This is a genomic window from uncultured Hymenobacter sp. (assembly GCF_964243305.1).
Classification (GTDB): domain Bacteria; phylum Bacteroidota; class Bacteroidia; order Cytophagales; family Hymenobacteraceae; genus Hymenobacter.
The window spans coordinates 63,419-85,006 of sequence record NZ_CAXTEF010000002.1; the positions used below are offsets into that span (position 1 = coordinate 63,419).

Annotated in this window: 15 protein-coding genes and 1 pseudogene; 12 read left to right on the forward strand and 4 right to left on the reverse strand. The window is 62.3% G+C overall.

Going from position 1 to position 21,588, the window contains the following annotated elements:
- Positions 1-222: 222 nt before the first annotated feature.
- Positions 223-393: pseudogene (locus ACFE70_RS01810) on the forward strand (histone H1); the annotation flags it as partial.
- 272 nt (positions 394-665) lie between these two features.
- On the opposite strand, the gene tyrS reads toward ACFE70_RS01810, so the two are convergent.
- The gene (tyrS, locus tag ACFE70_RS01815; RefSeq protein ID WP_375415994.1) at positions 666-2,039 is read right to left on the reverse strand and encodes a tyrosine--tRNA ligase; all 1,374 of its coding nucleotides are present in this window, start codon (positions 2,037-2,039) and stop codon (positions 666-668) included.
- Positions 2,040-2,198: 159 nt separating this feature from the next.
- On the opposite strand from tyrS, the gene holA reads away from it, so the two are divergent.
- Both holA and ACFE70_RS01825 read left to right on the forward strand, forming a co-directional pair.
- Positions 2,199-3,248 (forward strand): DNA polymerase III subunit delta, encoded by a 1,050-nt coding sequence (gene holA / locus ACFE70_RS01820; protein ID WP_375415995.1) that lies wholly within the window; start codon positions 2,199-2,201, stop codon positions 3,246-3,248.
- 298 nt (positions 3,249-3,546) lie between these two features.
- A complete protein-coding gene (locus tag ACFE70_RS01825) occupies positions 3,547-4,425 on the forward strand; it encodes a DUF1080 domain-containing protein (protein ID WP_375415996.1) in 879 nt (292 codons plus the stop codon).
- Positions 4,426-4,530: 105 nt separating this feature from the next.
- Here the strand turns inward: ACFE70_RS01825 and ACFE70_RS01830 are convergent, their stop codons facing one another.
- The 3 genes from ACFE70_RS01830 to ACFE70_RS01840 form a co-directional block, all read right to left on the reverse strand.
- Positions 4,531-6,078 carry a TolB family protein gene (locus ACFE70_RS01830; RefSeq protein WP_375415997.1) on the reverse strand — a complete coding sequence of 516 codons (1,548 nt, stop codon included), beginning with the start codon at positions 6,076-6,078 and terminating at the stop codon, positions 4,531-4,533.
- A 193-nt stretch (positions 6,079-6,271) separates the two neighbouring features.
- Positions 6,272-7,681, reverse strand: a complete 1,410-nt coding sequence (locus tag ACFE70_RS01835) for a phospholipase D-like domain-containing protein (RefSeq protein ID WP_375415998.1) — start codon at positions 7,679-7,681, stop codon at positions 6,272-6,274.
- A 16-nt stretch (positions 7,682-7,697) separates the two neighbouring features.
- A complete protein-coding gene (locus tag ACFE70_RS01840) occupies positions 7,698-8,876 on the reverse strand; it encodes a tetratricopeptide repeat protein (protein WP_375415999.1) in 1,179 nt (392 codons plus the stop codon).
- 112 nt (positions 8,877-8,988) lie between these two features.
- On the opposite strand from ACFE70_RS01840, the gene ACFE70_RS01845 reads away from it, so the two are divergent.
- From ACFE70_RS01845 to trmB, 9 genes are all read left to right on the forward strand, one after another.
- Positions 8,989-9,810: a DUF6615 family protein gene (locus tag ACFE70_RS01845; RefSeq protein ID WP_375416000.1), complete on the forward strand. Its 822-nt coding sequence runs from the start codon at positions 8,989-8,991 to the stop codon at positions 9,808-9,810.
- 278 nt (positions 9,811-10,088) lie between these two features.
- Positions 10,089-13,484: a tetratricopeptide repeat protein gene (locus tag ACFE70_RS01850; protein WP_375416001.1), complete on the forward strand. Its 3,396-nt coding sequence runs from the start codon at positions 10,089-10,091 to the stop codon at positions 13,482-13,484.
- A 42-nt stretch (positions 13,485-13,526) separates the two neighbouring features.
- Positions 13,527-15,338 carry a hypothetical protein gene (locus ACFE70_RS01855; RefSeq protein ID WP_375416002.1) on the forward strand — a complete coding sequence of 604 codons (1,812 nt, stop codon included), beginning with the start codon at positions 13,527-13,529 and terminating at the stop codon, positions 15,336-15,338.
- A gap of 142 nt (positions 15,339-15,480) precedes the next feature.
- A complete protein-coding gene (locus tag ACFE70_RS01860; RefSeq protein WP_375416003.1) occupies positions 15,481-16,758 on the forward strand; it encodes an SPOR domain-containing protein in 1,278 nt (425 codons plus the stop codon).
- Positions 16,759-16,811: 53 nt separating this feature from the next.
- The gene (locus tag ACFE70_RS01865; protein WP_375416004.1) at positions 16,812-17,522 is read left to right on the forward strand and encodes a MotA/TolQ/ExbB proton channel family protein; all 711 of its coding nucleotides are present in this window, start codon (positions 16,812-16,814) and stop codon (positions 17,520-17,522) included.
- Between the two features lie 106 nt (positions 17,523-17,628).
- Positions 17,629-18,063: an ExbD/TolR family protein gene (locus ACFE70_RS01870; RefSeq protein WP_375416005.1), complete on the forward strand. Its 435-nt coding sequence runs from the start codon at positions 17,629-17,631 to the stop codon at positions 18,061-18,063.
- A 179-nt stretch (positions 18,064-18,242) separates the two neighbouring features.
- A complete protein-coding gene (locus tag ACFE70_RS01875) occupies positions 18,243-19,121 on the forward strand; it encodes a hypothetical protein (RefSeq protein ID WP_375416006.1) in 879 nt (292 codons plus the stop codon).
- A 226-nt stretch (positions 19,122-19,347) separates the two neighbouring features.
- On the forward strand, positions 19,348-20,655 hold the full coding sequence (locus ACFE70_RS01880) for a bifunctional folylpolyglutamate synthase/dihydrofolate synthase (RefSeq protein ID WP_375416007.1): 1,308 nt from the start codon (positions 19,348-19,350) through the stop codon (positions 20,653-20,655).
- A 182-nt stretch (positions 20,656-20,837) separates the two neighbouring features.
- Entirely contained in the window at positions 20,838-21,503 is a 666-nt protein-coding gene (gene trmB, locus ACFE70_RS01885) for a tRNA (guanosine(46)-N7)-methyltransferase TrmB (RefSeq protein ID WP_375416008.1), read from the forward strand.
- Positions 21,504-21,588: the final 85 nt, after the last annotated feature.

Sequence of the window (21,588 nt, forward strand, 5' to 3'; positions counted from 1 at the left end):
GAAAGAGCCGGCTTTTCGCAAGAGAAGCCGGCTCTGTTTTTTGCACTATACCGGGTAATAGGCGGGAGTAGAGAAATGCGTTAAGCCCACTTTTTGGCGTAAATAATGGCCTGGGAGCCGGCAGAGGGCCTTTTGAAAAATACTTGAAAAGTTGCTTGCATTTAAATTCCCTGTATATTAGGCCCGTTCAAACCCCCTTTTTCACCCCCAAACCTTTGTTACATGAATAATTTTAGCAAGCTGAAAGACCTGGTGATGTCGATGGAAGACGACTTCGAGAAGTTCTACGACAAGAAGAACGCCGCCGCCGGTACCCGCGTCCGCAAAGGCATGCAGGACCTCAAGAACATGGCCCAGGAGTTTCGCCTGGAGGTGCAGAACATGAAGAACTCGGCCGGTGCCGAGGGTGGCGCGGCTGCCGGTGGCGCCGCCAAAAAAGCCGCTCCGGCCAAGAAAGCCGCCGGTGCTGCCGCGGGTGGTGCTAAGAAAGCCGCTCCGGCTGCTAAGAAGAAGTAAGCGCGTTTGAAACGACGTTAATTGAAAAGGCTCCGCTGCTTGCAGCGGGGCCTTTTTGGTAAAGGTCTTGTTCTATATTCTATAAGTCGATTTATTTCCTGCCCCGCTCCTTGCGGTTGAAGAGGGGGTAGGGAATTGCCTTTTAGCAGTTAGTCCGTCAGCTCAATCAGGTAGTAGTCCTTCTTGCCTTTTTTGATAACGAGGTATTTGCCGTGAAGCAGAGGCAAATCGGCTACTGGCATTTCGGGCGAAGTGAGTTTCTCACCGTTGCTACGCAGGCCGCCGGATTGGATGAGCTTGCGCACTTCGCCCCGGGAGGGAAGAATCTGTCTGGCGGTAGCCTCGCTAAGCAATACAGCTACATTGAGGAGAGTAGCCTCCGTGTGCGGCACCCGCACGTGCGGAATGCCGGTAAACATTCCAATTAAGGTGTTTTCATCTACTGACGCAAGGTCACCGCTACCGAAGAGAATTTCTGAAGTAGCTACCGCTGCTTTATAGGCGGCGGCAGAATGAACGCGAATAGTTACATCCTCAGCCAGGGCTTTTTGCAGCGTTTTTAGGCCAGTATTAAGCGCGTGCTCGGCTTCGAGCGCCTCAATCTCCTGCTGGGAAAGCAGCGTGAAGACGCGCAGCAGGCGCGGGGCGTCGGCGTCGGTGGCGTTGAGCCAGAACTGGTAGAACTGGTAGGGCGAAGTCAGCGCCGGGTCGAGCCAGACGTTACCGCTCTCGCTCTTGCCAAACTTGGCGCCGTCGGCCTTGGTGACGAGCGGGCACGTCAGGGCGTAGGCGCGGGGCGGCGGAGCTGAATCGGCTTCGGCGGCGGGAGGGGGGGTAGGGCTAAGGCGGCGAATCAGCTCAGTGCCGGTCGTGATGTTGCCCCACTGGTCGGAACCACCCATTTGCAGCGTGCAGTTCAGGGTGCGGAACAGGTGCAGGAAGTCGTAGCCTTGCAGCAGCTGGTAGCTGAACTCGGTGAAGGAGAGGCCTTCGGCGCGACTCTCGGCCGGCGCCGCGCCGCCCGTTTCGGCGTCGGCAGCTTCGGCGTGGCCCAGGCGGCGCTTCACCGACTCCTTGGCCATCATGTAGTTCACCGTCAGGTGCTTGCCCACTTCGCGCAAAAACTCCAGAAAGCTGAAGTCCTTGAACCAGTCGTAGTTATTGACCACCACGGCCTGCGTGGGGCCGGGCGTAAAGTCCAGGAACCGCTCCAGCTGCGCCCGGATGCCGGCCTGGTTGGCGCGCAGCGTGGGCTCGTCCAGCAGGTTGCGCTCACTGGATTTGCCGCTCGGGTCGCCAATCATGCCGGTGGCGCCGCCCACCAGGGCCACGGGGCGGTGGCCGGCGCGCTGCAAGTGCACGAGCAGCATAATCGTGGCCAGGTTGCCGATGTGCAGCGAGGCGGCCGTGGGGTCGAAGCCAATGTAGCCGCTAATGGGCGCGGCCTGCGTCAGGTGCTCTTCCAGGCCGGGCATCACGTCGTGCAGCATCCCGCGCCAGCGGAGTTCGTCAAGTAAGGTCAATTATGAGTTATGAATTATGAGTTATGAGTTGGGCAAATGAGCAATCAAGCTGCGCGCCTCCGTGGCAAAGTTAGCCTGCCCATAACTTTGCCCTACCAGGAGCTTTGCTTGGATGCTCATCCTTAAAGCAACTCATAATTCATAACTCATAACTTATAATTGCTCCTCGACCCCGACGCCGTACTTAAGCAAATCCAGCAGCGCCAGTTTCAGCCGGTGTATTTCCTGCAGGGCGACGAGCCCTACTACGTCGACCGCGTGGCCGACGCGCTGGAAAAATCGGTGCTGCCCGAGCCCGACCGCGCCTTTAATCAGCTCGTGCTCTACGGCAAGGACGTGGACGTGGCCACGATTCTAAGCCAGGCCAAGCGGTTTCCAATGATGGCCGAGCGCACCGTCGTCATCGTCAAGGAGGCGCAGAACGTGGCCGATTTGGAGCAGGAGCGCGCCTGGCCCTTCCTGGAAGCCTACCTCAAAAACCCGCTGCCGAGTACGGTGCTGGTGTTTTGCTACAAGCACAAAACCCTGGACACGCGCAAGAAGCTGGGCAAGCTGCTGGCCGAAAAAGCAGTGCTGATGACGAGCAAGAAGCTCTACGACAACCAGGTGCCGCAGTGGCTCACGGGCTACGTGCGCAGCCGCGGCCAGCAGATTTCCGGTCAGGCCACGGCGATGCTGGCCGAATACATCGGCACGGATTTGAGCCGGCTCACGAACGAGATTGACAAGCTGCTGCTCAACGTCAAGCCCGGCCAGGCCATTGATGAGGACTTGGTGCAGCGGCTGGTCGGCATCAGTAAGGACTACAACATCTTTGAATTGCAGCGGGCGCTGGCCCAGCGCGACGTGCTCAAGGCCAACCGCATCCTCACCTACTTCGCCGCCAACCCTAAGGCCAACCCGCTCATCCCCAACCTGACGCTGCTCTTCGGCTTCTTCACCAAGCTGCTGGTCCTGCACCAGGGCAGCCCTACCCCCTCCGATGCCGAGTACAAAAAGCTGGGCATTATGAACTCCTTCGCCCAGAAAGATTTCCAGCTCGCCCGCCGCGCCTACCCCCCCGAGCGCACCCTGGAAATCATCCACCTGCTGCGCCGGGCCGACGCGCAGAGCAAGGGCATCGCGAGCGGCTCGCTCAATGAGGAGGAGATTTTGCGCGAGCTGGTCTGGCGCATTCTGCACCCGGTGCCGGCCGGGGCGGTGGGGTAGGGAATAGGGGAGCCTGGGGCGCGGCCGGCCGGGCGGGTGGCAGTGCGCCGGTGGGGCTGCTCCCGGTTTTTGTCTTTACTTAGCGTCTATCCGAGAAATAAGACCGTCATGCAGAGCGCAGCGAAGCATCTCGCTCGGGGCGGTAATCCAAACGCTTGAACATGGATTACTGCCCCACGCGAGATGCTTCGCTGCGCTCTGCATGACGGTCTCATTTCTCGGATAGACGCTAAGTTTACCAGAAGTTTTTGCTGAAAATCAAGCCGCTCACTCATCGCCCCACAAACAGCCTCGCCCCATGAAAAGAATGACCCTGCTGGCCCTCAGCACCACGCTGCTGCTGGGCTCCGGCGCCGCCGTCAACCGGCGCCCCGACTGGGAGCCGCTGCTGGATAAAAACCTGAGCCAGTGGCGCAACTACGAGAGCTACCGCCACCAGCTCGGCTACAAGGGCCAGCCAGTGGTCGATGCGCAGGGCCAGCCAGTGGCGCCCATCGGCTACGATAAGAATGAGGCCAACGTCTTTTCCGTAACCATGCAGGGCCGCGAGCCGGTGCTGCGCATCAGCGGCGAAATCTACGGCTGCGTCTTCACGCGGCAGGATTACAGCAACTACCACCTCAAGCTGAAAGTGAAATGGGGCACCAAGAAGTGGGTGCCCCGCCTCGATGAGCCCCTCGACAGCGGCCTGCTCTACAACAGCCAGGGCGAGTGCGGCGTGGACTACTGGCGCAGCTGGATGCTGAGCCAGGAGTTTCAGGTGTCGGAGTACAAGGACGGCAACGCGATGGGCGACTTCTGGTGCATCGCCAACTCGGCGGTCGACATCCGGGCCACCCCCACGAAAGACGCCCTTAAGTACGACCCGGCCGCGGCGCCGGTACGGATGGGAAGCGAGGGCCGCAATTTCTGCCAGGCCGCCGCCAACTACGAGCGGCCCGTAGGCCAGTGGAATGAGCTGGAATTAATTAATGTCAACGGCCAGAGCGTACACATTGTGAACGGTCACGTCGTGATGGCCCTGAACAACTCCAGCTACGTAGTTAATGGCCAGCGCCAGCCGCTGACGAGCGGCAAAATCCAGCTCCAGAGCGAAGCCGCCGAGGTGTTTTACAAGGGCATTATGATCAAGCCCCTGGCGGCCATGCCCGCGCAGTACGCCCGGTATTTCAAGTAAAAAGCAAGCAGGGGCCGCCCGATGGTAACGCCCAGTGGTAAGAACTGCTTCCCAGTTGCGCGGCCATTCCCTACCCCCCTTCCCGGCCGGAGAGGGGGGTAGGGATTAGGGCTTCTGGCTCGGTGGCGCGGGCGCCGCGGCCGGCTCGACGGTGACACTGTTGCTCACGAAGGCCACCCGCTTGCCGTCGGGCGACCACGAGGGCGTGTTGATGCTGCCCTGCCCGCCGTAGAGGTAGGCAATCACCTTGGGCTCGCCGCCGCTAATCGGCATCATCCGCAGGTACACGTGCTTGTAGAAGGGGTGGTCGCCGGCCGCCACTTCCTCCTTGAGAAAGGAGACGAACACCAGGCTCTTGCCATCGGGCGAGACGTGCGGAAACCAGTCGTGAAACTCGCCCTCGGTGACGGGCTGCTGCTGGCTGCCGTCGGCCTTCATGCGCCAGATTTGCATGGTGCCAGTGCGGTTGGAGTTGAAGTAGATATAGCGGCCGTCGGGGGTGTACTCGGGCCCGTCGTCGAGGCCGGGGGCGGTGGTGAGGCGCACTTCCGGCCCGCCGCCGGCCGGCACCCGGTAGATGTCGAATTCTTTATTGCGCTCCCCAGTGAAGACCAGAAACCGCCCATCCGGCGACCAGCCGTGCAGGTAGGAGGGTCCCTTGGGTGTCACCTGCCGGGGCGTGCCGCCGCCCGAAGGCACGGTATAGACAATGGAGCCGCCGAGCTTATCGACGCCGCTGCTCAGCCCGAGCTGCTTGCCGTCGAAAGAGAGCACGTGGTCGTTGTTGTTGTTTTTGACCTCGCCGGTGGGCAGCACCCGGGCTTGCCGGGCGGCCAGATTCAGCTCGTACATCAGGCCGTCGCTGTTGTAGAGCAGGCTTTTGCCGTTGGGGCGCCAGTTGGGCGCCTGCAAGGACTTGGGCGAGGTATAGACCACTTCGCGCGCGCCGCTGGCCACGTCCAGCAGCTCGACGCGGCTGCCCAGGTAGCCCTGGTAGGGCACGTTGCTCGCGGGCGCCGGCTCCGAGATTTGCACGTCGCGGAAGACGGCCGTTTCCGCCACGCTGGCAGTATGGGAGCACACCACCAGTCCTACGTAGACCTCCGCGCCCAGCTCGATGTCCGCTACCTGCGCCGTCACGAAGGGCTGCCCGAACCGGGCCACGCGCATGGTGTAGGTCGAGCCCTGGCGTTCGAGCTGAATAACGTCGGCCTGCGTGACTTTGGCCTGCACTTCCTCGGTGAGGGCGCCCGCTGCTTTCCGGAATTGCAGGGCCGTCAGGCCGTCGCCGTGGGTCAGGGCGCTCACGTGGGCGGCCTCCGGGGCCAGGCTCTGGCGCACCATCCAGCCCAGCTTGCGGTGCGGCTCGGCGCCGGTGGGCTTTTCAAATCCGGCGCGGGCGTAGAGGATAAAATCACCCGTCATTTTCTTATAGGCATATTGAAACTCGTCGCGGCGCTCCCACACATTGCGCCCGGCGCCGCGGAGGCGGTAGAGGCGCGTCGCGGGCGCATAGGTGGCCGTGCCGGCCTGCCCTTCGGTGCCGACATCCTGGTGGCCCGCGAAAATGCCCAGCTGCTGGGCCTGCGCGGCCCCGGTGAGCAGCCCGGCGAGGCTGACTAAAACGAGTTTCTGTACGAAGCGCTTCATCATGGGAAGGGGGGTAGGGAATAGTGCCGGGGCGCACCGGCAGGTCAACTCCAGGCCGGCGCGCGCTGGCAGGTAAGAAGTAAACTTACTGACTTCCGGGCCGGCAGCCCCGCCCTAGTATTCGGTGCCGGCTACCAGCGTCAGCCAAAGACGCTAAGGATTAGTAGTCGAACCTAACCAATTAAGTTTAATTCGATTAAGCAGCCATTGGCCTGCCTAACCGCTCAAACTGCGCCCGCAGCCGGTCGCGCTCAGCTTGCAGGGCCGCGCGGTTAGTCGTCAGGTAGTCCGCTTTCACGCTTTCCTCGGCTTGCGCCAGCGAGTAGGCCTCGGCGGCGCGCAGTTCGGTTAGCTCCCGCAGCAGCGCGGCGTGCTTGGCGGCCATCGCGTCGCGGCGGGCCCGCAGGATTTCCACGGAGGTCAGGGCTGTAGTGGCGGCCGTGAAAATGCCCTGCCGCAACTGGAGCAGCTGCGCTTGCAATTCGGCCAGGTCCTGGCGCTGGTAGGCGTTGAGCACCTGCTGAAACACGTCGGTGGCGGCGCTTTGGTAGGCGGGTGCTACCCGGTCGGGGTGGCAGAGCTGGGCGGCTTCGCGGTAGAGCTTTTTAAGCGTGGCGCGGCCGGGCGCGTCGAGGTCGAAAGTGTGGACGGCCACGGCCTGGGCCTGCTCACGGTCGTGGGTTTGCTGCTGGTAGCGCCGCTTGGCCTGCTGGTACTCTCTTTCCGAGTACGTGGACTCCTGCCGGAAGAAGCGGGCCACGTCGCGGCGCAAGCCCAGTACCGTTTGCAGCAGCTCGCCCAGCTCGCGCTGGTGCCACAGCTCGAAGGCCGTCAGCAGGCGGGTGGCCTCGGCGCGCTCGGCTTCCAGGGCCAGCAGCTCGGTTTCCAGCAACCGAATTTCTAGTTGCAGCGCGGGCAGCAGCGGGTCTTCCCAGACCTGCACCTGGGCGTAGGCGGCCACGAAGTCTTGCAGCAGGCCGGTAGCTTCGGCGTAGCGGCGGGCACGCAGGGCGGCGAGCACGGCGGCTAAGCGTGGGTTGGGCAGGTTTTCAGCTTCGAGGCGCTCCACGTGCTTGGGGAGGTCCTCGGTTTCGTGCAGGCTCAGCAGCGACTGAATGACGGCCAGGCGCTTGAGCACGCGCTGCACGGCCGCGTCGGCGCCAGCGGCCGGCGCGAGTTGCCCGCTCAGGCGCCCGAACTCGCGCAGGAAATGCCGGGCCAGCTCCGGGTCGCCGGTGGTCAGCACCAGGTTTTCCTCGTTCGACTGTGCGGCCCGGTTGGTCCAGTTGTAGGAGCCGGTGAGCACGTCGCGCCCGTCGAGAATGCAAAACTTGTGGTGCATGAGCCGGCCCTCGACCACGACCACACGCCCGCCGGCCGCTTCGAGCGCCGCGAAGGGCAGGCCGCCGGGCCGGAAGTTGATGTTCTGCTCATCTCGCGTCAAACACAGCGCCACGGCCACGCCCGCCCGCTGCCGCGCCAGCAGCGCCGCGAACAGCGTCCGGTCGGTGAACCAGGCCACGGCCACGTGTACCGAGTGCTGGGCCAGACCGATTTCGCGGAGCAGCACGGCGCGGATGCCGGTGAAGTGAGCTTCTGTTTGCATTTATTGTTTCACTTTTTTAACAATTCTTCGCGGCTTGTCGGTCAGCAGTTGCTCCTGCCATATTACCTAGTTTATCTTTCGCCAAAGCCCTCTTATCATATGATTTTCGCATTTTATAATCTAATTTGATAGCACTACTGTAGTCTGATAAAGCTCCGATGGTGTCTTCAAGCACGTCCTTTATTACACCTCTTGCAAAATATACATCTGCACATTTAATATTTGATAAAGTGTCCCATTCAACATCCCATTCAATAACCGAGTTAAAATCTTCAATGGACCCAAGATAATCTTCTAAAATAGCTTTGATTATGGCTCTATTGTAAAGACCCACAGCTGAAAAATGTGTTAGAGATATTAATGTGTTACTGTCAACTAGTGCCCCGCTATAATCTTGTAGTTTTTTCTTAACCAAAGACCGGTGAAAATAAAAAGCTGTTACCTCAGAGCTTAGGCTAATGGCCTTATTATAATCGGATAACGCATCCAAGTATTTATTAAAGTGAAATCTCACCATTCCTCTATTAAAATAGGTATAACTGTTAAATGGATTTAATTTGATGGCGTGGTCGTAAGCCTCAACTGTATTAGAGAAATTCTTCTGTTGAAACCATAGTGCCCCCGATAATAAATGCCACAAGTCGGACTTATTTACTTGCTCTTCAAATTTCCTCTGCGAGTTTTCCAAAATTTGACGAGCTTGAATATTCTCATTTCGAGTACGCAATACTAACGCGAATGCCAGTAGGATTTCGAACGTGTCTTGCTCAGCCTCCATACGCTCAATAAATAAAATATGCAACTCTGTCCATTGACTTTCAGATAATTCTTTTACAAATTTCATCCAACTTAGATAGCCATTATGATAACTTAATAGAATCGCTGTTGCTACTACTGACTTAGATTGTTTCCGCACAAGTGTAGCAGCTAGTTGTAGCGCTCCCCTCCAGTGCGTAGAATCCAGTATTATACATTGCTCAAACGCATATTTTGCTTGTTCCCAATTCTGTGCTTCACTAGCTTTTTTTCCACGCTGATACCAATAATTCCCTGAACTCTCCTGCACCACATCTCGCAGCAGCCCCAGCGTCGTCTGCGTCCGGTACAGCACCAGCGCCGCCGAGGGGATTATGGCAGGTAGGTTGGTAGACTGCGTTTCGTTTGCAGAGACTGGAATTGGAAGTTCTTCAGGCATGGCGTACAAGGTGGAAAGAAAAGCCGGCTTATGCTAAACGTAGCGACAGATGCCCTGTTCGTTTCTTCTGTAACTTGGCCGACTGCCTTCTCATCTTTTAGCTAGACTTTCAATGCCAAATGCCCTTTGTGCAGCTTTCAGTAGTGTTTCCATTGCTACATGGAACCGCGTAGAAGAGGGGCGTAACCTTTATTGGCTGGGAGAAGAAACATTGACCGACCTGTTAATCCGCGACTTACTGAGGCTCCAAGTGTTAGGATTCAATATCCAGGCTTTCCATAAAAAAGAGGAAAGAGAAAATGGTGCGGATTGGGAATGGTGGTTTCAGGGGAGTTCTGGCAAATGGATTGGTATGAGGGTCCAAGCAAAAGTCATTCACCAGCATGAGGATAAATTTAAAGAATTACACCGCTATCATGGTAAAGAAGCCGGACCAAGGGTTTACCAATGTGACGATTTGATTTTAAGTGCTCAAACTGGCCCTTATCCATGTGTGCCCATCTATTGCCTGTATTCACATTGGCTGGACCCAACCTATAATAAACTGCTTCCTATCTGGGTGTCGCACTTTGACTCACATAATTTTGGCTGTTCCACTGTGACGGCTGTTGCTGTACAACGCTTTCGGAAGCCTACTGCAATGAAGAAAGCTAATAGGTGTAGTTTGAAGGACACCTTGAATTACTCGATTCCGCTGGCAGGTTTGGTGTGTTCGCCGTTCATCACCAACGGTTCAATTGCTGAACGTGCGCAGGATATTCTTGAAGTAGGCACGAAGTACATTTTGGATTCGCCTCCGCCGTATGTGACTGATTTAATTGAGCGCCAGAGTAAACAATCAACGAGAATCATCGAGAGGAATCTTGGCGTTGAAATTGACCTGCCAACCGGTATAGTCGGGGTGTTAGCAATTCAACAAGCAGTGCAGCAGTAAACTGTGCAGCAGTAATGTTTGCATAGCAGGCAATGTGCTCGGCAAACTGGCTGGTCCGGAAAATCTCGTAGCGGCGGCCGTCGTGGGTGAGCCTGCGGTTTTGCATGGAGCAAGGTAGCCCGGCTGAACCCTACCCCCCCTATACCAGCCAAGCCAAAACCCGCGTTAGCACGGTCCTGGTCTGGCTTGCTAATCCCGGCCAACCCGTTTTTCGCTACTTTTGGCCGCAACCAGCCGCGCCTAGCGCCGAGCTGCTTTCCCTGACCTAACTGCTTTCGATGAAGCTATTTCCCCGGCTGGCCCTGGCAACGACCATCACGGCGGCCCTGACTGCGGCGGCCCCGCCGCCGGCCCAGGCCCAGCAAACCCAGGCCTTTCAAAACGACGAGCGGTTTTTTCAGGAAGGGCTCGACCTGTTTGACCGCGGGCAGTACGGCGCCGCCCAGCAAAGCTTCCGGCGCTATATGGAGCAAGCCGGGCGCCGCACCAGCACCCCGCCCGCGGCCGGCGACGACGACCGCCCGCGCTCGGCCGATGCCGAGTACTACTACGCCGTGGCGGGCCTCTACTTGCAGCACCCCGACGCCGAGGGCCTGATTCTGGACTTTGCCCAGCGCAACCCGGTGCACCCGCGCGCGGCCGTGGCGTATTTCGAGCTGGCCAGGTTCTACTTCGACCGCAAGGACTACCCGCAGGCGGTTGCCTACTTCCAGAAAGTGGCGCCCGATAACCTGAGCGCCGCCCAGCGGGCCGAGTCGGATTTCAAACTGGCCTACAGCTACTTCGAGCAGAAAGACTACGACCAGGCCCGCCTGCTGTTCGACCGCAGCAAGCAGGCGCCGGGCCAGTACCGCTACGCCAGCTCGTATTACGCCGGCTACCTCGCCTACCGCGCCGGCGACTACGCCGCCGCCCGCCAGGACCTGAGCGTGGCCGAGCAGAACGACGCCTACCGGCCCGTGGTGCCGGCCGTGATGGCCCAGATTTACTACAAGGAGGGCAACTACGACGGCCTGATTGCCTATGCCAGCCAGGCCCTCCAGAATACCCCGCCGCCCCAGAACGCCGACGAGATTCAGCTGCTCGTGGGCGATGCCTATTATCAGAAAAAGGACTACCAGCAGGCCGCCGGCTACTTCGACCGCTACGCGGGGGGTAGGAAAAAGATTGAGCCGGCCTTGCAGTACAAAATCGGGTTTGCCAACTACAAAACCGGCGACTACCCCGGCGCCATTGCCAGCTTCAAGCCCGTGGCCGCCCGCCGCGACTCGCTGGGCCAGAACGCGGCGTATCACCTGGGGCTGAGCTACTTGCAAACCAATCAGAAGCCCTTCGCGCTGGCCGCCTTCGAGGCCGCCCGGCAGGGCACCTACGACCGTAACATCGCCGAGCAGGCCACGCTCAAGCTGGGACAGGTGAACTACGAGCTGGGCAATCAGCCCGAAGTCATTGCCGCGCTCCGCGACTTTCAGAAGAAGTTTCCGCGCTCGAAAAGCCAGCCGCTCGTCGATGACCTGCTCAGCCAAAGCTTCTTGTCTTCTTCGGATTATCAGCAGGCGTTGACTTACCTCGACGGCCTGGATGAGCGCAGCGCCAGGCTCAACGCGACCTACCAGCGCGTGGCCTACTCCCAGGCCGCAACCCTGTATAATAACGGGCGATACGGCGAGGCCTTGCCCTTGCTGGACAAGAGCCTGAAGTACCCGCAGGATGATGCGCTGCGGGCGGCGGCGCAGGTCTTGCGCGGCGAAATCTACTCCGTGGGCCAGCGCTACCCGGAGGCTATTGCGGCCTACGTGGCGGCGGCCCGCGACGCCCGGCGCGGCGGCGTGAGCCCGGAAGAAGCGGATTTTGAGCAGAAAGCGCGCTACGGCCTGGGCTACGCCTACTACAACACCAAGCAGTATGAGCGCGCCCGCCCGCAGTTTCAGGCCTTTCTGAGTGACACCGACGCCAAGCCCGGCGACCCCAACTACTACGACGCCACGCTGCGCCTGGCCGACACCTACTACGTGGCCAAAAGCTACCCCGCCGCGCTCGAGCTGTACGACAAGGTCATTCAGGCCAATGCCGCCGACAAGGACTACGCCTACTACCAGAAGGGCGTGACGCTCGGCGCGCTCGGCCGGCGCGCTGAGGCCGGCCAGACCCTGGCTTCGCTGCTCAAAACCGCGCCCAACTCGCGCTACGCCGAGCAGGCGGTGTTTCAGCAGGCGCAGCTCGACTTTGAGGCCGGCGACTACGCGCCGGCCGCTACGGGCTTCACCCGGCTGCTCGACAACCGGCCCAACAGTCCGCTGGTGCCGGCGGCGCTGCAAAAGCGCGGCGTGGCCTACGCCAACTTGCAGCAGCACGAGAAGGCCGTGGCCGATTTTCAGAAAATCCTGACCGCCTACCCCCGCTCCGAAGCCGCGGCGCAGGCCATCTACTCCTTGCAGGAAAGCCTGGCCGCGCTGGGCCGCACCGAGGAGTTTGACCAGGCGCTGGGCAGCTTCAAGCAGCAAAACCCGACCAGCAAGGCCACGGAGAGCGTCGAGTTTGAGGCGGCCAAAAGCCTGTACCTGGCCGAGAAATATCCGCTCGCCCAAACCCGCCTGCAAAATTTCCTGACGCAGTATCCGGCCAGCGCATTAGGGCCGGATGCCCGCTTTTTCCTGGCCGATTCGTACCTGAAAACCGGCAACAAGCAGGAGGCGCTGCCGCGGCTGCGCGCCGTGGTCGAGGAAGGCAGGAGCGAGTTCGTGAACCGCGCCGCCGGCCGGGTGGCTGATTTAGAGTTCGAGGCCAAGAACTACCCCGAAGCCATCAAGTACTACCAGCGCCTGAAAACCAGCAGCCCCAACCGCCGCGAGGTGGCCACGGCTACGCTCGGCCTGCTGCGCGCCACCTACGAAAGCGGCGACTACGCCGCCACGCGCCAAGTGGCCGAGGAGCTGCGCGGGCAGGCTGGCGCCACGGCCAACGCCACGAACGCCGCTCTGCTCTACCTGGGCAAAGCCAGCCTGCGCCAGAACAACCTTGACCAGGCCATCACGGAGCTGAGCGCCGCCGTGGCCGCCGCCCCGGCCGACCTCAACGGCGCCGAGGCGCAGTACCTGCTGGGCCAGGCCTTGTTCGAGCAGAAGAAATACCCCGAAGCCCTGGCCGAGGCGCTGAAGGTGAACAGCAACTATTCCAATTACGAGCTGTGGCAGGGCCGGGCGTTTCTGCTCGTGGCCGAGATTTACGCCGCGCAGGGCGAGATTTTTCAGGCCCGCGGCACGCTCAACTCCATCATCGACAACAAGTTTCCGGTCGCCGAAATCGTGGAGGCCGCCCGCCAGCGCCTGCAAACGCTGCCCGCCGATGAGGCCGACACCGCCAACCCCGTGAGCGACCGACGGGCGCCGGCGGCGCCCACCCGCCCCGCACCGGCTAAAACGCCAGCCAAAGCCCCGGCCAAAAACCCAGCTAAGGCGCCAGCGAAAACCCCGGCCGCCGGCGCGGCCAGGCTGGCTCCGGCCGGCACCGCGAGTCCCGCTGCCCCTACGCCCGCGCCGGGCAGTGAGCTGGCTCCCGCAACGCCCGTGGCGGCGCCGAGTGATTCAACCGTCGCGCCGGTCAGCGACAACCAGGCGCCTACCCCCCCTCGGCCGCGCACCCCGCCGGTAGTAAAGCCCGCGCCGCGCCAGTAGGGGTGGGAGAGGGCTGATTTTAATTAGATGAAATTACTGAACATGAGGAAACTAAACCGGCATCACGCTAGCAGGGCTTTAAGCCGGCAGCCGTGGAAGGGGGGGGTAGGGATTATGACCGGCCTGCTGCTGACGGGCCTGCTGACCGCCGCGCCCGCCGCCGCCCAAACCGGCCGCCCAGGCTCCACCGGGGCGCCCACGCGGGGCAAAATCCAGGATGCCGAAATCGAAATCGTGAAGGAGCGGGTGAATGAGCTGCCCGAGGCCACGCGCAACTTCGACAAGATTAAGCTGGCCCCGCCGCCCAAAGCCGAAGGCCGGACGACCTACACTTTTCCCGAGTTTCAGCGCGCCGCCGACCGGCTCAACCCTTCGGTGCAGGTGCTCAGCATCCGGACCGAGGAGCCGGCGCCGCTCACCGGCAACTACCTCAAGCTGGGCCTGGGCAACTACGGCACGCTGCTGGGCCGGGTGCACGCCCACGAAACCCGCAACGACCGCTACAGCTACGGCCTCGACGTGCGCCACGAAAGCTCACGCACTGGCCCCGTGGAGGGCAAAAACTCTGGCACCCGCCAGACCGGCATCGGCCTCAACGGCGAGCTGTACCAGGGCCGGGCGGCTTTCGGAGCCAGCCTCGACGTGGGGCAGGAGCGCTACCGCTTCTACGGCTACGACCCGGCCCGCGCCAACCCGGAGTTCGAGCCCGACAAGCAGCGCTTCACGCGCATTGCTACCCGCCTCTCGGCCCGCAACCGCGACCCCGAGGCCGTGTTGCAGTACGAGGCGGGGGTAGGGTTTCGCTACTTTCGCGACGACTACGCGGCCCGCGAAAGTAACCTGCTCTTCGACGGCAAAGCCGGCTACGCCCTCGGCGACGCGGGCCGCCTGACCTTGCGCCTGGAAACGTCGTTTATCAGCGACCAGGACTTACCTCAGAATCTTAGTAGCTTGACTGTGGTAAAACGCAGCCGCACCTTCGGGCAGGCCACGCCAGCCTACGAAATCAACGGTAAGCGCGTGGCCCTCACGCTGGGCGCCACCGTGGGCTACTCCGGCGATGAGCTGAACGGCGTGAGCCGCCTCAGCCTCAACCCGGCCGTGCGCGCCGGCTACACCGTAACGCCCGAGAAGCTGCAAGTCTATGCCGGCCTCGGCGGTGGCATTCAGCGCGTGACGCGCTACGACCTGAGTACCGAAAATCCCTGGCTGGGCCAGGGGCAGTTTGTGGCCGATGCCCACCGCGGGCCGACTATCTACGCCGGATTCGCCGCCACGCCCGTGCGGGCGCTGCAAGTGACGGCCCGCGTGACCTACAGCCGCGACAAGAACCTGTATTTTTTCCGCAACAGTTCGCCCCGTGCTTTTCCCACTGGGGGAGCAGCCACCGATACCACGCGCTTCGACCTCGTCTACGACACGGCGCCGACCAACCTGCTCAACCTGCACGCCGAGCTGCTCTACAACCAGACCGACCAGTTCCGGCTGGGGCTGAAGGCCGACTTCAACAAGTACGAAGTCAACTCCCTGCGCGAGGCCTACGGCCGGCCGGCGGTGCAGGGCTCGCTCTTTGGTACCTATAATGCCACCGAGAAGCTGCTGCTGGGCAGTGAGTTCTACTTCGCCTCCGCCACCTACGGCGCCGGCTACCGGCTGGTCACCAATGGCCTGGCCGAGATTCCGCGCAAGGCCGATGCCATCGCCGACCTCAACCTGCGGGGCGACTACCGCCTTATTTCAAATTTCAGCATCTTTGCTCAGGCAAACAACCTGCTTGGCCGCCGCTACGAGCGGTATCTGAACTACCCCGTCAAGGGCCTGCAAGTCATTGCCGGCGCCACTTACACGTTTTAATAAGCTGATGTTGAATGGGTTGCTGAGATGATTAAGGGGGAAGCTGATTAGTAGCCCGAACTGCTTCGCCCTCAGCACATCCTCTGCCACTACTTTACCAGCACGCAGCCCCCTGGCTCAGCTACCAACCCACCCTCCCGCCATGCACCTCGCCGACCACATCCGCCCCCTGCTCCAGGACCACGACTGCGTGATTATTCCGGATTTTGGCGGCCTGGTGGCCGAGCCCGTGCCGGCCCGGCTTTCGGCCGCCCGCCTGCACTTAGGGCCGCCGGCCAAGCAGGTGGCGTTTAATCAGGCCCTGACCCGCAACGACGGCCTGCTCGTCGATGCGCTGAGCCAGTACCTGCGCATTCCGGCCACCCAGGCCCGCGAAGTCTTGCGCCACGCCGTCGAGGATATGCACCAGGAGCTGCGCGAGGGCCAGCGCACCGAGCTGCCCGGCATCGGCGTGTTCCGGCAGGCGCCGGGCCGCGGCCTGCGCTTCGACTACACCGGCACCGCCAACCTGCTGCCCGCCGCCTTCGGCCTGCCGGCCCTGAGCGTGCACCCCGTGCTGGCCACCGACGCCCGCCTGGCCCGCGAAAAGCGGCCGGCCCTGCTGCTGCAAGCGGCCACGCGCCGCCCCGCCGCCCGGCGCGGCCGGCTCGCCCGGCTGCTGACCGGCGTCGGCGCCGGGGTTGCCACGGGCCTGCTGGTGCTGGCCGGCATCAGCTATTTTCCTGGTTCAACTGCATCGCCTCAACCAGCTGAGCGCCTGACCGTAGCCGCCGTTGCCGCGTCGGCGCCGGAGCCGCAGCAGGCCACGCTCGCGCATAACGGCTGGAGCAGCACCGCCGCTGCCATCCCTACCCCCCCCGCGCCGGCTGAAGCCGCCACCGAGCCCGATGCCGCCGACTTTGACCCCGCCAAGGTGGCCGCCCTGACCCGCCCGGAGGTGCCGGCCGCGGCCGTGGCGGACAAGGCCCCGGCACTTTCCGCCAAGCCTAGTTCGGGCGCCGTGAGGGTGGCCAAGCCCGCCGCCAGCGCGAGATGGAGTGCGGCCGGCCGTAGGGCCAAGGCGCTGCTAGTCAGGCGCCCTACCCCCCCTGTGATTCGCAAAGCTCTCCTGACGCCGGCCGCCACGGCGCCCACGGTCCCGGCCGCTGCCCCGGCTGTGGCTGCCGCTACGACCGTCAAGCGTCCTTCGGGCCGTTCTTATGTTGTGGCGGGTGCCTTCGACTCGCAGGCCGGGGCCGAGGCCTGCCGCCGTAACCTCGTACGCGCGGGCTTCGCGGGGGCTAAAGTGCTGACGCCCAATCGCACGACCCGGCGCTTTCGGGCTACCGTCGCCGACTACGCCGACCTGCCCAGCGCCCGCCGCGCCGCCGCTCGGCTGCGCTTTCAGCGCAAGACCTTCTTCGACGTGTATTCCTACTAGTTTACTTACGCCCACCCACCTCATTTTCTGCCCAGCTTCCCTAACTGTTTTCTATGCCCGGTTTTTTGCTGCAAACTGGTCCGGCCCTGACGGCCGCGGCTGACACGGCCGCCGCCACGGCCAATGCCGCCGCCAACGCCCCCGCCCCCGGCCTCTCCCTGATTGACTTGGTCCTGCAGGGCGGCGTGATTATGGTTCCGCTGTTTCTGCTCCTCTTTGTTTCCATCTACATCATCGCCCAGCGCTACCTCACCATCCGCCAAGCCGGCGGCAACCCCGAGGGCTTCATGGCCGGCATCCGGGCCCTGATGGTAAAGGGCGACCTCAACGGCGCCAAGGCCCTTTGCGCCCAAAATGCCGCCTCGCCACTGGCCCGCATGGTCGAGAAGGGGTTGCGCCGCATCGGCCTGCCCCTTAAGGAAATCGAAACCAGCGTCGAGAACGTGGGCAAAATCGAGATTGCCCGCCTCGAAAAGAACATCAGCATCCTGGGCATCATCGCCGGCATCGCGCCCATGCTGGGCTTCGTGGGCACCATTATCGGGGTCATCAAGATTTTCTACGCCATCAGCACCACCGGCGACTTCGGCATCGCCCAGATTTCGGGCGGCCTCTACACCAAAATGGTCACCTCCGCCGCCGGCCTCATCGTCGGCATCATTGCCCACGCTGGCTACCACTGGCTCAGCATCCTGGTCGAGCGCATGGTGTTCCGCATGGAAAACTCGGCCATCGAGTTCATGGATATCCTACAAGACAACTAACCTATAGCTGTCATGCTGACGAAGGAAGCATCTTATCAGGTCAGAACGCGCACTAATCATGAGTTACTGCGTCGTTGAAACGTGATAAGATGCTTCCTTCGTCAGCATGACCGACGTTGTAAAAATGAACCTCTCCCGCCGCCACCGCCTTTCGTCCCACGTCGAGAGCAGCTCGATGAACGACATCATGTTTTTCCTGATGCTGTTCTTTCTGATTGTCTCGACGATGGTTAACCCCAACGTCATCAAGCTTTTGCTGCCCAACGCCAAGAGCAGCAAGCAGGTGATGAAGCAGCCCATCACCGTGTCGGTGGATGCGGCCGGGGCGTATTTCGTCAATAAAAAACCCGTCGTGCCCGCTACCCTCGAAACCGAGCTGCGGGCCCTGATTTCGGGCCAGCAGCTGGATTTGCCCACCGTGGTTTTGCGCGTCGATGCCTCGCAGAACGTGCAGAAGCTGGTCGACATCCTCGAAATCGGCAACCGCCTCAAGATTAAGATGGTCATGGCCACGCAGGCGCAGGTAGCGGCAGGGAAGTAGAAGAATGAAGGAAAGAAGAGCAAAATAGGCGGTCATGCTGAGCCTGCGAAGCATCTCGCTGGGGGAAGTAATCAGCGGCTAACAACGATTGAGTTACTTCCCCGAGCGAGATGCTTCGCTGCGCTCTGCATGACCGCCTTCTTTAACTTTACTACATCGCATTACCCCTGCCTGCTATCATGGCCCTCGACTATCCGGAAGAACACCAGCGCGAGGCCCTGGCCATTACGGTTGGCATTCATGCGCTGCTGGCGCTGCTTTTCTTTTTCGTGGTCTTCCGCGGCCCCGACCCGCCCCTGACCGACCTCGGCGGCACGGGCGTGGAGCTGAACTATGGCCTGGACGAGGCCGGCTCCGGCGACGTTCAGAGCACTGCCCCGGCCAACGACTCGCCCAACCGCGAGGACTCCCGGCCGCCGGCCCAGAACCCCGCCCCGCAGCCCCAGCCCGTGGCCGCCGCGCCGGTCCCTACCCCCCCCGCCGAGGAGCGGGTCATCACCTCCGACGCCGAGGAAAGCCCGGTGTCGGCCCCGCCCGTGGAGGCGCCCGCCCCGCCCAAAGAGGAAGTGAAAGAAACGCCCCGGCCGCCGCGCAAAGTGGCCGTCACCTTCACGCCCAAGGGCCAGGCCGACGGCGGCGGCAACGGCCAGAGCGGCACGAGCAACGCCCCGACCGGCAACAACAACGGCGACCGGCCCGGCACGGTCGGCGACCAGGGCGATGCGCGCGGCACCCTCAACGGCGACGCCCTCTACGGCAACCCCGGCACTGGGGGCCCCGGCCGGGGCGGCAGCGGCGGCGGGCTGGAAATGAGCGGCTGGGCCATCGACTCGACCCCCAAAGTGGAGGCCGTCGATGATAACTCGGGCGTGGTTCGCTTTAAAATAAAAATCACCGAGGAAGGCGAAGTGGAAGCCGTTACGAAGGTGTCGGGCAACGTGTCGGCGGCGCAGGAAAAGCTCTGCCGCGACGCGCTGACCAACGCCAGCTTCCGGCGCACCAACTCCGGGGCCGGCGGCGCCACGGGCTTCTACACGTTCCGCTTCACGGTGCGCTAGCGGGTAAGAGTTAGAAGTTAAAAGTTGAGGATAAGTGACTGACCAGCCAGTGGAGCTGCTTAGAAAGTCGTCGAAACGTCATGCTGAGCTTGTCGAAGCATCTCTACCGCCGACTAATTCAATCGTTGCTAGCCGTTGATTACTATGCGGTAGAGATGCTTCGGCAAGCTCAGCATGACGTTTCAATGGAGTTTTGGACGATTTCCTAAACAGCTTCTTTAAAAAGATGACCTACGAGCAAACCCTGGCTTACCTCTACGCGCAGCTGCCGATGTATCAGCGGGTGGGGGCGGCGGGGTTTAAGAAAGGACTCGACAATGCCTGGGCGCTGTCGGCGGCGATGGGGCGGCCGGAGCGGCGGTTTCGCAGCGTGCACGTGGCCGGCACCAACGGCAAGGGCAGCTCCTCGCACCTGCTGGCGGCGGTGCTGCAAGCGGCGGGCTATAAGGTCGGCCTCTACACCTCGCCGCACCTGCGCGAGTTTACCGAGCGCATCCGCCTCAATGGGCAGGAGCTGGTGCCCGACTACCTTGTGGCCTGGGTAGGGCGCTGGCGCCAGTTGTTTGAGGAAGTCAAGCCCTCCTTTTTTGAAATGTGCGTGGCTTTGGCTTACGACTATTTTGCGCACGAGCAAGTAGACATCGCCGTGGTAGAAGTGGGCCTGGGCGGGCGGCTGGACTCGACCAATATCATCACGCCGCTCGTCGCGCTCATCACCAACATCAGCTACGACCACCAGGCGCTGCTCGGCGACACGCTGCCCGAAATCGCGGGCGAAAAGGCCGGCATCATCAAGCCCGGTGTGCCCGTCATCGTCAGCCAGCGGCAGGCGGAAGTAGCGGCGGTTTTTGAGGCCAAAGCGCAGGCCGAAAACGCGCCGCTCACCTGGGCCGACGCGCGCTACACCAGCACGAATTCCCTACCCCCCGACCCGGCCGCAACCCGCCAGGTGGTGCAGGTCCAGCGCGGCGGCCAATTATACTTAGAAGATGTTGAGCTGGGCCTGGTGGGCGACTACCAGCGCCTGAACCTGCCCGGTGTGCTGGCCGTGCTCGACGAGCTGCGCGCCCAGGGCTTTGCGCTGCCCGAAGCAGCCGTGCGCCGCGGCCTGCGCGAGGTGCAGCAGCTCACCGGCTTGCGCGGGCGCTGGAGCGTCATCGGCCAGCGCCCGCTGGTCGTCTGCGACACGGCCCACAACGAGGCCGGGCTGCAACTGGTGCTGGCCCAGCTCGCGCGCCTGCGCTACGAGCGCCTGCACCTGGTGCTAGGCACCGTCAACGACAAGGACGTGAGCCGGGTGCTGGTCCTGCTGCCCCCGGCGGCGACGTATTATTTCTGCCAGGCCAGCATTCCGCGCGCGCTGCCCGCCGATGAGCTGGCCGCGCAGGCGGCGGCCCAGGGCCTGCGCGGGCGCAGCTACGGGGCCGTGGCGGCAGCCGTGGCGGCAGCGCGGGCCGCCGCGACGGCCGAGGACGTAATTTTTATTGGCGGCAGCACCTTTGTGGTAGCCGAGGTGGCGGCGCTCTACGAGTAGCTCTACTGAGCAGGGTAGGGGCTTCGGCCAGCGAGAGGGGGGTAGGGACCGGGCGGTAACTCATTACGCGGTTGTTGGCGGCGGCCGGCCCAACGCGGTGCGGCCGGGGCAGCGGGCGAGCGCGACCTTTGCCGCCGCTGTTCCTCCCTCCCCAATCATTCCCTACCCCCCGCCTTACTGCCTTGCCCCGCATCAAGCTCCAGCGCTTCGCCCTCAACGCCGCCCGCCCCGACATCGTGGAGCCGGGCAAGCCCACCTACCAGCAGCTGGCCGGCCGCTGGCGGGCTGATTTTTTTCATAACGACCACCCGCTGGTGCTCGAAGTGGGCTGCGGCAAGGGCGAGTACACCGTGGGCCTGGCCCAGCGGCACCCGGCGCAGAACTTCCTGGGCCTCGACATCAAGGGCGAGCGTATCTGGCGGGGCAGCACCCGCGCCGAGGCCCTGGGCCTGGGCAACGTGGGCTTCGTGCGGATGATGGCCCACGCGTTGGACCTGCACTTTGCCGGGCGGGAGCTGAGCGAAATCTGGCTAACCTTCCCCGACCCGCGGCCCCGCGACCGGGATATCAAACGCCGCCTGACGTCGCCGCGCTTCCTGAACTTGTATGCGCAGCTGCTGGCGCCCGGCGGCCTGGTGCACCTCAAAACCGACAGCGCCGCCCTGCACGCCTACACCCTCGAAACCCTGGCCGGCCGGTCCGGCGCCGAAGTGCTGGCCGCCACCCAGGATTTATACGCCGAAACCAGCGCCGATTTCGAAGCCGCGCAGGCCATCCAGACGCACTTCGAGGGCAAGTACCGGGCGCTAGGCGTGCCGATTACCTATCTGCGGTTCCGGCTCTCGTGAGCGTTGCCGGCCGGCAGGGGGGTAGGGAATGGCGCGTTGGCCGGTTGGTTGAATAGGAGGGGGTAGGAAATCAGCGAGCCCTGCT